We start from the raw sequence: 11,794 nt of genomic DNA on the forward strand, positions 1-11,794 counted from the left end.
GGGTCGACGTGGCGCCGGGTGGGCAGGTCAGGCTTCAGCAGGTCTTGGTGGAACCACCGCGGGGGTACTTGCAGGACTCCAGCAGCTTGCCCGCGGCATTGAAGGTACGTGCGGTGTCGCCGGTGTTGTTCCAGATGTAGCTGGCCTTGCCCCAGTACAGGGTGGTGGCAGAGTTGGTGCCCTTGCCGGAGCGGATGGTGACCGTCTTACCGGCAGCCAGTTTGTAGTTCTTCGGGAAGGTGAACACCTGCGGCCCGTCGTCGCGCACCTTGTACCCCGTGAGGTTCAGGGTGGTCTTTCCGACGTTCTTGACCTGGATGTACTCCTGGTTGTAGCCGGCGTTGTTGGCCTTGTCGGTGCCGGGCGGGTCGTAGTGGATCTTGACGATGTCCAGGGGCTTGACTACGGCAGCCTGCGCCGCGGGCATGCCCGCAAGAGGGACGGCCAACAGGGCCAGGGCCGCCAGAGCAGGGGTGATACGGGTACGCAGGGATACGCGCATGGGAATCTCCGGATGGTGCGGGGGACGACGGATGGCGACCGGGCGCTCGGCGCTGCCACCATCATCGGTGGCTCGCTTCGTCGTCCGAGGCCGCACGGTGGGGACCGGCAGAGGCCTGGTCGAGCCCGGAGATCTCAGCATAAGGCCGGTCGGCCCGCGCGTGCAGGACTTCTGACCGGGCGCATCCGACCGAATGCACGATCCCGGGGTGGCGCGAGCGTAGGCGACCAGAGATGATCGACAGGTACGCCGCAGGGTGCGGCGGGTCGCCAGAGCTGCGAGGCAGCGATCGTGACTGCCGCGCCCGCGGTCCCATCGACAGGACGGAGGCGACATGGGCATCTTCGGCTTCATGCGTCGTGACGAAGGCACCAAGACCACCCGCTCGGCCATGAAAGAGGTTCGCAGGGGCAAGGCCGCCAAGGGCCGCGGCAAGAAGAAGGCGGAGGTCGAGCAGGAGTCCGGTGGTGCGCTGCAGCGGATGGTCGAGTCCTTCCGCGACATCGGCCTGGACGGGAAGCTGAACTTCTCCTCCGCGCAGGCGGTGGCAAACCGCGCCCTCAAGCGAAGCCGCAAGAACCCCGAGAAGGCCGCGCGCCAGATCATTCGCTCGCACCGCCGCGGCGTGACCGTGGGCGGTTTCGCGACCGGCCTGGGTGGTGTGTTCACCCTGGTTGCGCTGCTGCCGGCGAACGTGTTCGAGTTCTACGTGCAGGCCACCCGCATGGTGGGTGCCATCGCCGCTGTGCGCGGATATGACCTGGAGGACGAGGAGGTCCGCACGCGCGTGCTGGCCGCCCTGGTGGGAGAGGAGTCCGACGACATCCTCGCCAGCGTGGGCCTGGGGCCGGTGGCCGGTGCTGCCACCCGTCAGCTCACCAAGCGCCTGCCGGCCTCGCCGTCCACCGCGGTGGCCCGGGCCATCGGCGGGCGGGTCGTGCGCCGCTTCGGCCTGCGCTCGACCAGACTGTTCGGCAAGGCTATCCCCGGCCTGGGCGGTGTGATCGGCGCCTGGGGCGACCGACGCGCGCTCAAGAAGATCGCCGATACCGCGCTGAAGGACTTCCCGCAGGTCTGAGTCGGTCAGCTCCACCGAGCCGTGGATCATGAGGCCTATCCGCGCGGATAAGCCCCAGTATTCACGGCTCGGTGCGTTCCGGGGCCGGACAGGGCTCTCACATGGAGCGCCGGTCCGCTACATCGAGTCCTGCCACGCCTGGTACAGCGCTGCGAAGCGCCCACCGGCGGCCACCAGCTCCTGCGGGGAGCCGTCCTCGACCACCTCGCCGCCGTGCACCACCAGCACCCGGTCGGCGATCATCACGGTGGTGAGGCGGTGGGCGATGATCAGCGAGGTGCGGTGGCCCAGCAGTTTCGTGAGGCCCTCCTGCACCATCCGCTCGGAGGGGATGTCCAGCGAGCTGGTGGCCTCGTCCAGGATCAGCACCTTCGGGTCTGCCAGGAAGGCGCGGGCGAAGGAGATCAGCTGCCGCTGACCGGCCGAGACCCGCCCACCGCGCTTGTTCACGTCGGTGTCGTAGCCGTAGGGGAGCTTCTCGATGAACTCGTCGGCCCCGATCGCGGCGGCCGCCGCCCGGATCTCCTCGCGGCTCGCCCCAGGCTTGCCCAGCGCGATGTTGTCGGCCACGGTGCCGGAGAACAGGTAGGCCTCCTGGGTGACCATCACGATGTTGTCGGTGAGGTCGTGCATGGAGATGTCCCGCAGGTCCACGCCGTCCAGCCGCACCGCGCCCTCGCTGGGATCGTAGAAGCGGGAGATCAGCTTGGCGACCGTGGACTTCCCGGCGCCCGTCTGTCCCACCAGGGCGACGGTCTGGCCCGCGGGGATGTGCAGGTCCAGGGGCTTGAGCACCAGGGGGCCGTCCTCGGAGTACCGGAAGGAGACGCCCTCGAAGTCGATGCGGCCTGTGGAGGCCGGCAGCGGCGTGGGCTGGGCGGACTCCTTCACATGGGGCTGCTCGGCCAGCAGGTTCGCGATCTTCTCCAGGGCCGCGACGGCGGACTGGAAGGCGTTGTAGAAGTTGGCGATCTCGTCGACCGGCTGGAAGAAGCGCCGCGAGTACAGCACCAGTGCCACCAGCACGCCCACCTGCAGGTCACCGGAGAGCACCCGGAAACCGCCGACCACCAGCACCGCTGCAATGGTGACGTTGGCCAGGATGCGCAGCGCTGGCTGGTAGATGCCGAACACCTGGATCGAGCGCATCGACGCATCGCGGTAGTCCTGGGCGAGGCGGTCGAACTCGGCCTGGTTGCGGTCCTGCTTGCGGAAGGCCTTCACGGCGCGGATGCCGCTCATGGCCTCCACGAAATGCACGATCAGCCGCGCGGAGTGGGTGCGGATCGCGCGGTACTCCCGGCTGGAGCGGCGCTGGAACCACACGGTGAGCCACACGCCGGGCACCAGCATCAGCAGCATCACCACGCCGGTCACCCAGTCCATGCCCACGATCAGCACGATCGTGAACACCATGGACAGCGAGGAGCCCACCATGATGTTCACGCCGGAGTCCAGCAGCTCTCGCAGGGCCTCCATGTCGGAGGTCTGGCGGGAGACGATGCGGCCTGAGGTGTAGTGCTCGTGGAACTCGAGATCCTGCTTCTGGGTGAAGCGGAACACGCGGCGCCGCAGCGTGAGCAGCATCTTCTGCCCCACCACGACGGACTGCCGCACGTACCCGAAGGTGAGCACGCCGCCGATGAGGGCGGCGGTCATGTGGAGGATCGTGGCCTGCAGCACCTTGGTGCCGTCGCCCTCCAGCAGGGCGGGCAGGCCTTCGTCGATGCCCCAGGCGATGATCGCGGGCCCGGCCACCACGGCCGCCTGCGCGACCACCACCATTACCGCCATCAGCACGAACTGGGCCTTGACGGGGCGCAGCAGCTCCATCAGCAGGGTGAAGGAGCGCTGCCGGGAGGCCTTGGCCTCGGCGTCGGTCAGGGCGCCCTGGTCGTCCCCGTGGTCATCGGGGTGGCGGGCGGTGGCGGTGGCGCTCATCGCTTGGGCTCCGTCCACAGCCCGCGCAGGTCCAGCTCGCCGGTGATCGTCTCGATGTCGCGGTCGCGCCGGGCCTCCTCCTCCTGGTTGGCGATCACCCAGCGGTAGCGGGGAGAGCTCTCCATCAGTTCGGCATGGGTGCCGACGGCCACCACCGTCCCGTCGTCCAGCAGCGCCACCCGGTCGGCGAGTGCCACGGTGGAGGTGCGATGGGCGACGATCAGGGTGGTGGTGCCCTTCAGCACCTCCCGCAGGCGGCCGGTCACGGTCTCCTCGGTGCGGGTGTCCAGGGCGGAGAGCGGATCGTCCAGCAGCAGCACGGCGGGTCGGGCCGCGATCGCCCTGGCCAGGGCCAGGCGCTGGCGCTGCCCGCCGGACAGGCTCATCCCCTCCTCGCCGATGCGGGTGTCCACACCCTCGGGAAGGTCATGGGCGAAGCCCGCGTCGGCCGTGTCCAGGGCGAGCCGCAGCAGCGCCTCGGACTCCTCCTCGCTGAGAGAGGCGTCGGCGCCCAGCAGCACGTTCTCCCGCACCGAGTCGGAGAACAGTGTGGCGTCCTCGAAGGCCACGGCGGTGAGGGTGCGCAGTTCGGTCAGGTCCATGTCGCGCACGTCCACACCGTCGATGCTGATGGAGCCGGCCGTCACGTCGTACAGGCGCGGCACCAGCTGCAGCAGCGTGGACTTGCCGGAGCCGGTCACGCCGACCAGGGCCATGGTCTCGCCGGGACGCACCTCGAGATCAACGCCGTCCAGCACGTCCTGGACGTGGTCAGGGGCGTCCGCGTACCGGAAGTGCACGCCCTCCATGCGCACCTCGCCCCGGGCATCCGCGGGGTCGACGCGGCGGGGCTGCTCGGGCGAGACGATGGTGTTCTCCTCGTCCATCACCTCGTAGTGGCGGTCCAGGGCGGTGGTGGCGTTGACGGCCTGGCCGAACAGCATGCCCAGCATCCGCACGGGGCCCACCACCAGGGTGGCGGTGGCGAAGTAGGAGGCCAGCTGGCCCACGTTCATGTCACCGCGGGCGGTGAGGTGCAGACCGAGGAACAGGGCCACGCCGAGGGCCAGCTCCGGCAGCATGAACATGAACATGTCGAAGCGGGCGATCGCGGTGGCCTTGCGCACCTCGGTGCGGCGCAGCTCCTCGGCCTGCTCGGTGAAGCCCTCCAGGGCAGAGGGGCCGCGGCCGAAGGCCTTCAGCACGCGGATGCCCTGCACGGACTGCTCGATGGTGGTGGCCAGGTCGCCGTTCTGGTCCTGCGAGAGGCGGGAGAGCACCGAGTACTCGCGGTGGAAGCGGTAGGCGATGACGCTGACCGGGATCGCCGCCACGATGAACACCAGCGCCAGCAGCACCGAGGAGCGCATCAGCAGGATCATGCCCACGATGATGGTGACGGCGCTGGTCACGGCCATGATCATGCCGAAGGCGATCCAGCGGCGGATGGTGTTGATGTCGCCCATCATGCGCGAGAGCAGCTGGCCGGAGCCCCAGTTGTCGTGGAAGGACACCGGCATGTGCTGGACCTTCGCGTAGAACCGCACCCGGATCTGCTTCTCGACCGCGGTGGAGGGGGCCACGGCGAACACGCGCCGCAGGTAGATCAGAGCGGCCTCGAGGACGCCCAGGGCCATCACGATCGCACCGCCGGTCCACACGGTGGCGGCCACGGCGGAGGTCTCCAGGCGGTTGACCACGAACTCGAGCACCTGCGGGATCAGCAGGGCCACGATGGAGGCGGTCAGGGCGCTGAGCAGGCCCAGGTAGAGGCGGAAGCGGATGGGACGGACCGTCTGCCAGAGGCGGCTCATGGTCGCGAACATGGGGGTGAGGGATCCTCGGGGGAAAGTAGTGGGGGATGGTCCCGGGGCGGGCGAGGCCGATCGGGGGACCGGCCGTCGGGACGAGAACCCAGCCTAGTCAAAGATCGGATCGACTCACAGGGCTGTCCCGCCTCCCTGTGCCTCGGTGCGCACTCCGATGACCAACGCCGGGACGGATCGGTGGTCGAATGCCCGGATTCGTCGTCGGTGCCCCGCAGGCGTCCCGCGGATCGTCAGGGCCGTGACGGAGCAGGCGGGGGGAGAGATCAGTCCTCGGCCGGCTCCCATTCGCTGTAGGCCGCGTCGGACAGCAGCGCCGACGCCCCGGCGGACACCCCGGCCACAGTGAGCACCGCAGGCCAGGCCCCGATCTTCTTGGCCAGCGGGTGGGACAGGCCGAAGCCGAGCAGGTAGGTGGCACCCAGTACCGCGGTGGTGGCGGGGCCGCGGCGGGCCAGCCACGTGCGGCCGGCCCAGATCCCGGCCGCGGCCAGCACCACGCCGCCCAGCGGTCGGATCCCGGTCTCGCGCGCGGTGAGCCAGCCACCGATCAGGCCCACCGCGACCACGGGCGCGGTGCTCACCTTCTCGGCGGGCTTGAGGGTTACGGCGTTCGGGCCGGTGTGGGGCAGGGACGGGGTGCGGGAGCTGCGTCGCGAGATGTTCATGGTCCGAGCGTATGTCGCGTGGGAGCCGAGTGTGCTCACTTGCCATACTGGCCATGTCGCCTCTCCCCAAGGCGATGCGTACCGCAGGCCAGGCAAGCCCTCCATGAATGCGATCGCGCCGTGGGGGCGCACCACCTGGGGCGCTCCCACCAGCTGCCACCGTGGGGTCACCGCCCAGCTGCGGATGCTCCATGAGCTCACTGGGGGCGGTGTGTTCAAGCGCCAGGCCGATACCCTCTTCTCCGATTCCTACCTCGCCTGAGGAGCCCACGATGATCCGCATGCGCATGGACCTGTTCGCCGAGTCGCTCCAGATGGGCACCTCGGCGGTGGTGCTGATGCCGCAGGCCGCCGCCGAGATCGGCATGAACGGCACCGATGCGCCCGGGGCGGGGGCCGGGGCCACGTCAGGGCCCGGTGGGCGTGACCGCGACGGCGGTGCCTCGGACGGGGTGCCGGTGCTGTACCTGCTGCACGGCCTCAGTGGCGACTGCACCAGCTGGGAGCGCCGCACCTCGATCGAGCGCTACGCCGGCGAGAAGGGCATCGCCGTGGTGATGCCGGAGGTGCGCCGCTCCTTCTACACCGACGAGGCCGTGGGCGAGAAGTACTGGACCTGGGTGGCCGACGAGCTGCCGCAGCTCATCGCGCGCACCTTTCGTGTCTCCACCGCCAGGGAGGACACCTTCGTGGCGGGCCTGTCGATGGGCGGCTTCGGGGCGTTCAAGCTGGCGCTGAACCGGCCGGGGCAGTTCGCTGCTGCCGCGAGTCTGTCCGGGGTGATGGACCTGGCGGGCCTGGAGCTATCGGAGCACGCGGGGAGCATGGCCCGGCGCATCTGGGATGGCCGCGACATCGCCGGCACCGAGGACGACCTGCTGGGGCTGCTGCGTGCTGCCCATCCCGGGCACATACCGCCGCTGTTTCTGGATTGCGGGACCGAGGACTCGCTGGTGGATGGCAACCGGAAGTTCATCGCGCTCGCCGGGGAACGCGGTCACGACCTCACCTCGCGCCTGCGGCCCGGTGCGCACACCTGGGATTTCTGGGACGAGGGCATCCGCGACGTACTGGACTGGCTGCCCACCCGCGCCCGGTGAACCGCCACCCCGCCCTGTAGATCGCCGCCCATCCTCGTCGACCGCCTGCCCCACCTCGACCCTCGCCCATCGGCTGCGGCCCGAACACATCCGGTGCTGCGGGCCGCTGCCTGCCGTACGATGAGCACATGACCAGGAACGACGCTCAGGCAACTCCGCTCAGCCCCGACCTCACGCAGCTGCTGCACACCCTCAACGAAGTAGTGGAGCTGGCACAGCAGGCGGATGGTCGACCGGAGACCGAGCGGATGTCGGTCGTCGTCCCCACACACCTCGGCGAGACGTGGACCGCGGCACCGGAGGAAACGTTCCGCTTCGCCGCCGTGCGGGCCGACGAGGTGTGGGCCGCCGTCTCGGCACTTCTGGACCTCGAGGGCGATGACGCCGCCGTATGGGGACTGGGCGACGAGAACGGGGGCGGTCTGAGCTCCCTGCGCAGCCTGGTCCATGCCGATTTCACGTACCCGAGCTTCCCGCTGACGGGCCCCACCTACACCACCCTGACCTTTCCGGGCGGGTCCGTCGTGCGCACGCCCATCGTCGCTGTCGCCCTCGCCATGCGGGACGGTGCCCCGCAGGCGATCCTGTTCTCGGCGGCCCAGGACCAGGAGCGCGGGATCCTCACGGTGCTGGGCGACGGGGCCGACGCCACACTCGCCGCGGTCCGCGAGGCGATGGCCGCGAGCTCGCTGCTCTCCGGCCAGGTGGTGGAGCTGCACCTCGACTTCGACGACATCCATGGCACGCACTCCGCACTCACGCTGCTGCCGCGCCCCGAGGTCACGACCGACCAGATCGTCCTGCCCGAGGGGCTCCTGGAGCGGGTCACCGACCACGTGCACGGCATCCACGACGCGGCCTCCACCCTGCGAGAGGCCGGCCAGCACCTGCGCCGCGGTGTGCTGCTGTACGGTCCGCCCGGAACCGGCAAGACCCTCATGATCAGGCATCTCATGTCCCGCCCGGACGTGACCGCGGTCGTGCTGCGCACCCTGGAGAACGGGCAGATGCGGGCCGCGATGGAACTGGCCCGCTCCGCGCAGCCGGCACTGCTGGTGGTCGAGGACACCGACCTGCTGCTGGGCGAGGGTCCCCACGGCTTCGAAATGCATGCCCTGCTGGAGGAGCTGGACGGCCTGGGCGCGGACGCGGACATCGCGGTGGTGCTGAGCACGAACGACCCCGCCGCGCTGCTGCCGTCCCTGAACCATCGGCCCGGCCGCATCGACCTGCAGGTCGAGGTGCCCCTGCCGGACGTCGAGGCCCGCGAGAAGCTGTTCGCCCTCTACGGTGCACCGCTGGACCTGCCGTCGGTGGACCTGCTGGCCGCCGCGGAAGCCACCGATGGTGCCAGCGGTGCATGGATCCGCGAGGTGGTGCGCCGCGAGGTGCTCGCTGCGGCCCGGGATCACCGGGACCCGTCCGGTGCCGGGCTGCTGGAGTGCATCGCCGGGATGCGCCGCGATGACGAGGCCGTGCTGTCCTCGGTGCGCGGTGCCGCCGACGATCTCGACGATGACGCGGACGAGGACGGTTTCGACGAGGGTGAGGACTACCGGTAGAGCGTGCCTGGCGCTCAGCCGCCCAGGAGGGCCAGTGCCAGCAGCAGTGCGTAGAACATTGCTTCGCCGGTCAGTCCGGCCACGCCGGGTGGGCTGAGCAGGCGGGCCTGCTTCTTCGTCTGCTCTGCGGGAGGGGCGGTGCTCGACGCCCGCCAGGACGCCACTGCGATGCCGCTGAGCAGGGCAAGGGCCAGCAGCCACACCGCCCACCACAGCGAGGAGTCCACCAGGCCCACCAGGCCCATGATCCCGATCAGGGTCGCGCAGGAGAGGCCCTCGGAGAGGATCCGTCGCGGATGGTGGTGGTAGCGCCACAGGCGGTAGGCGGCGCCGAGGATCATGATCCCGAGGACGATCGGGACCAGGAGCGGGGCCAGTTCGCGGAGGGAGTTCACAGCTCCACCGCCCCGGTGAGGACCTGGAGGGCGATCGCATCGAGAGATCGCGCGGTGTCGCTCAGCATGACGATCCCCCGACCGGTCCCCTCGTGCCAGCCGACGAATGACGCGTAGCCGCCGGTCATGCCGTTGTGCCAGATCGTGGGATCTCGCTCGTCGATGGGGTCGTGCATCCAGTTCACGGCCACGCTGCGGCCGCCGTCGGGCCCTTCATGCAGCAGATGCCGGGAGAAGTCACCTCCCGGTCCGCTTCCGTCCATCACCGCCTGCACGTAGAGCGCCATGTCGGCCCCCGTGGACCAGATGCCGCCGGCCGGTGCCGCACCGTTCATGGTCCACGGCGCGGCCGTGAGACCTGCCCGGGTGTGCCCACGCTGCGCGCCCTGGTGGAGGTTCTCCGGCAGGATCGGCGCGTACGTGCTGGTCAGGCCCAAAGGTTCGGCCACGCGCTCGGCCAGCAGCTGCTCGTACGGGACACCGGCAGCCTTCGCCACCAGTTGCCCTTCGAGGGCCACCCCGTGGTTGGAGTAGGACATCTCACCGCGGCCGGCGGGGGAGACCGCGAGGGCGTCGGCGATGACCTGCTCGGCGCCCCGGGCGCTGTACGGGTCGTGGCGCAGGAAGCTGGATGCGAACGCTCGGGGCAGCCAGCGGGTGGCGACCGAGGGGACACCTGCTGTGTGGGACGCGAGCTCGGCGAGGGACACGTCGGCGATGTCGCTGCCGTCGGCCTGGGAGCCCAGCACGTCCGCCACGGTGGTCTCGTAGGTCAATTCGCCGCGGTCCACCGCGTCGGCCAGCAGGGCACCGGTGAATGTCTTGGAGACCGAGCCGATCTCGAAGCGCCGCTCCGGGTCGGCGCCGAAGCCGGCGAAACGGGGCTCGGAGCCGGGCTCCAGCAGGACGATCGAAACAGCGCGATGCCCTCCGAGGTGCTCGGCGAGGGCGGAGGTGATCTGCTCGTCGCCCTGGGGCTCGCCGAGGCCGGCGGGACGGGGTGCGGTCAGGGCAGTCATGCCCAGCAGCGCGCTGGCTGCGGGGATGCCGGCCACCAGCACGGTGCGGCGGGGGACGGGGCCGGGCTCGTCGGTGTCATGACGATCGTGTCCATCGGACATGCTCATCCCTTCTCGAGTGCGGTGATGATGGTCAGCAGGGGGATGATCCGGGAGACGGGGATGGTCCAGGTGCCGCGGCGCGGGGACGCCACCCAGCCGCCGTTCTGGAGCGCGGAGAGGTGGTGGTAGGCCACACCGGTCGAGGCCAGGTCCAGTTCGTCGACCAGCTGCGCGACGGTGTGCTCGGCATCCAGCAGGCGACGCAGGATCGTCAGGCGCAGCGGATGCCCCAGCGCGGTGACCGCCTCGGCGTGCTCGGCCCAGTCGGCCTCCAGCAGGTGCTCGGTGGTGCGGCCCCACTGGTAGTCGACGTGCCCCATGCCCACGTCGACGCTTCCCGCGTAGGTGACGCCACCGGGGGCAGGGACGTGGGCCTGCTGGCCGCGCAGGGCCCAAAACGGGTCCTCGTCGGCAGGGGACGCCGGCGCGGTCGAGGCCGCACGAGTGCCGGGGGCCGGCGCAGGCTGGGGGCCATCGGGTCCAGACGGGCCGGGCACGGCGTCGGCCCCCGCCGCCGACGAGAGCGCGGCTACCTGCTGCTCGAGCCGGGCCACGCGTGAGGCGAGGTCCTCGACCGCGGTCGGGGTCTGCTCACTGCTCATGTCCCACCTCCCGGAGCGACGGCATGCATTGCACCCACCCTGGATTACGGTTCTACGGAAAATCATAACACCACGGTCATCCAGTGCATAGAGTGTGGATGTGATGGCTTGGTGGCGGGTTTCTGGGATCACTCAGTGGCGGTGCAGGCGCGGTCAGGTGTCGGCCGTGGTGCGGCGCAGCTCGCGGTAGATGGTGGTGCGGGAGACGTTGAACAGCTCGGCGAGCTCGGCTTGGGTGTGTTCGCCGGCCGTGTACAACGTCAGCAGGTGCTTGTGCTGAGAGGGCGAGAGCTTGGGCTTCTTGCCTTTGAGTTTGCCCTTGGATCTGGCGATGGCCATGCCCTCGCGGGTGCGTAGGCGGATGAGGTCGGCCTCGAATTCGGCCACCATGCCGAGCACGTTGAAGAGCAGCCGGCCGACGGCGTCGTGGGGTCGTAGACGCTGCCGCCGAGGCTGAGTGCGACTCCCTTGATGGTGAGCTCGTCGGCGATGTCCCTCGCGTCCGGGAGCGAGCGGGCCAGCCGGTCGAGCTTGGTCACCACCAGGGTGTCGCCCTCCCGGGTCGCGGCCAGTGCCTCGCGCAGCCCGGGCCGGGCGCGGTTCGTTCCCGTTAGGCCGTGGTCGAAGTAGATGTCCTTTTTCTCGACTCCAACGCGCTCGAGTGCTTCCTGTTGGGCGGAGAGGTCTTGCTCGAGAGTCGAGACGCGCGCGTAGCCGACATGCATGTCCCCATTGTCGCAGTTACCCTCCCCTCACCGCCCATGTCACCGTACGGGCCTTGCGTACATGACGATCACTCGCAAGAAGTCGTCGAGGAGGAGGCTCGCTCAACGTACGGTGGAGGATCCCCTTACGGGCATGCGGTCTGGTCTGACGCCTGTGACAGAGCGTTCAGTGCACGCTGTATAGTTCAGTGCATGCTGACTATTGCTTCGCGTCTCGACGTGATGAACCGCCTGGGTCGTGCACTGGCCGACCCCACTCGATCCCGGATCATCT

Annotated in this window: 11 protein-coding genes and 2 pseudogenes; 5 read left to right on the forward strand and 8 right to left on the reverse strand. The window is 69.7% G+C overall.

The window, feature by feature from the left end:
- Nucleotides 1-34: 34 nt before the first annotated feature.
- On the reverse strand, nt 35-502 hold the full coding sequence (locus M3B01_RS13565; protein WP_193865089.1) for a lamin tail domain-containing protein: 468 nt from the start codon (nt 500-502) through the stop codon (nt 35-37).
- Between the two features lie 334 nt (nt 503-836).
- Between M3B01_RS13565 and M3B01_RS13570 the strand changes: the two genes are divergently transcribed.
- Nucleotides 837-1,580, forward strand: a complete 744-nt coding sequence (locus tag M3B01_RS13570; protein ID WP_259792925.1) for an EcsC family protein — start codon at nt 837-839, stop codon at nt 1,578-1,580.
- A gap of 117 nt (nt 1,581-1,697) precedes the next feature.
- On the opposite strand, the gene M3B01_RS13575 is transcribed toward M3B01_RS13570, so the two are convergent.
- The 3 genes from M3B01_RS13575 to M3B01_RS13585 all read right to left on the reverse strand — a co-directional run bounded on the left by M3B01_RS13575 (nt 1,698) and on the right by M3B01_RS13585 (nt 6,015).
- On the reverse strand, nt 1,698-3,521 hold the full coding sequence (locus M3B01_RS13575) for an ABC transporter ATP-binding protein (protein ID WP_259792929.1): 1,824 nt from the start codon (nt 3,519-3,521) through the stop codon (nt 1,698-1,700).
- Nucleotides 3,518-5,347 (reverse strand): ABC transporter ATP-binding protein, encoded by a 1,830-nt coding sequence (locus M3B01_RS13580; protein WP_259792931.1) that lies wholly within the window; start codon nt 5,345-5,347, stop codon nt 3,518-3,520. The genes M3B01_RS13575 and M3B01_RS13580 overlap by 4 nt, the downstream gene beginning before the upstream one ends.
- Nucleotides 5,348-5,613: 266 nt before the next feature.
- Nucleotides 5,614-6,015 carry a hypothetical protein gene (locus M3B01_RS13585; RefSeq protein ID WP_259792933.1) on the reverse strand — a complete coding sequence of 134 codons (402 nt, stop codon included), beginning with the start codon at nt 6,013-6,015 and terminating at the stop codon, nt 5,614-5,616.
- Nucleotides 6,016-6,118: 103 nt separating this feature from the next.
- Between M3B01_RS13585 and M3B01_RS13590 the strand changes: the two genes are divergently transcribed.
- The 3 genes from M3B01_RS13590 to M3B01_RS13600 all read left to right on the forward strand — a co-directional run bounded on the left by M3B01_RS13590 (nt 6,119) and on the right by M3B01_RS13600 (nt 8,677).
- Nucleotides 6,119-6,277, forward strand: coding sequence for a hypothetical protein (locus M3B01_RS13590; protein ID WP_259792935.1), 159 nt, complete (start codon nt 6,119-6,121; stop codon nt 6,275-6,277).
- A gap of 10 nt (nt 6,278-6,287) precedes the next feature.
- The gene (locus tag M3B01_RS13595; protein ID WP_259792937.1) at nt 6,288-7,115 is read left to right on the forward strand and encodes an alpha/beta hydrolase family protein; all 828 of its coding nucleotides are present in this window, start codon (nt 6,288-6,290) and stop codon (nt 7,113-7,115) included.
- Nucleotides 7,116-7,243: 128 nt separating this feature from the next.
- On the forward strand, nt 7,244-8,677 hold the full coding sequence (locus M3B01_RS13600; RefSeq protein WP_259792939.1) for an AAA family ATPase: 1,434 nt from the start codon (nt 7,244-7,246) through the stop codon (nt 8,675-8,677).
- A 14-nt stretch (nt 8,678-8,691) separates the two neighbouring features.
- Here the strand turns inward: M3B01_RS13600 and M3B01_RS13605 are convergent, their stop codons facing one another.
- From M3B01_RS13605 to M3B01_RS13620, 4 genes and pseudogenes are all read right to left on the reverse strand, one after another.
- Nucleotides 8,692-9,072 (reverse strand): hypothetical protein, encoded by a 381-nt coding sequence (locus M3B01_RS13605; RefSeq protein WP_259792942.1) that lies wholly within the window; start codon nt 9,070-9,072, stop codon nt 8,692-8,694.
- Complete coding sequence (locus M3B01_RS13610) at nt 9,069-10,199, reverse strand: serine hydrolase (protein ID WP_259792945.1); 1,131 nt, start codon at nt 10,197-10,199, stop codon at nt 9,069-9,071. The genes M3B01_RS13605 and M3B01_RS13610 overlap by 4 nt, the downstream gene beginning before the upstream one ends.
- On the reverse strand, nt 10,196-10,795 hold the full coding sequence (locus tag M3B01_RS13615) for a helix-turn-helix domain-containing protein (RefSeq protein WP_259792947.1): 600 nt from the start codon (nt 10,793-10,795) through the stop codon (nt 10,196-10,198). Before M3B01_RS13615 ends, M3B01_RS13610 begins: the two co-directional genes overlap by 4 nt.
- 153 nt (nt 10,796-10,948) lie before the next feature.
- Nucleotides 10,949-11,520: pseudogene (locus M3B01_RS13620) on the reverse strand (recombinase family protein).
- A 192-nt stretch (nt 11,521-11,712) separates the two neighbouring features.
- On the opposite strand from M3B01_RS13620, the pseudogene M3B01_RS13625 reads away from it, so the two are divergent.
- A pseudogene (locus M3B01_RS13625) lies at nt 11,713-11,794 on the forward strand (transcriptional regulator); the annotation flags it as partial.

Source organism: Brachybacterium sp. p3-SID957 (genome assembly GCF_025144775.1).
GTDB lineage: Bacteria > Actinomycetota > Actinomycetes > Actinomycetales > Dermabacteraceae > Brachybacterium > Brachybacterium epidermidis.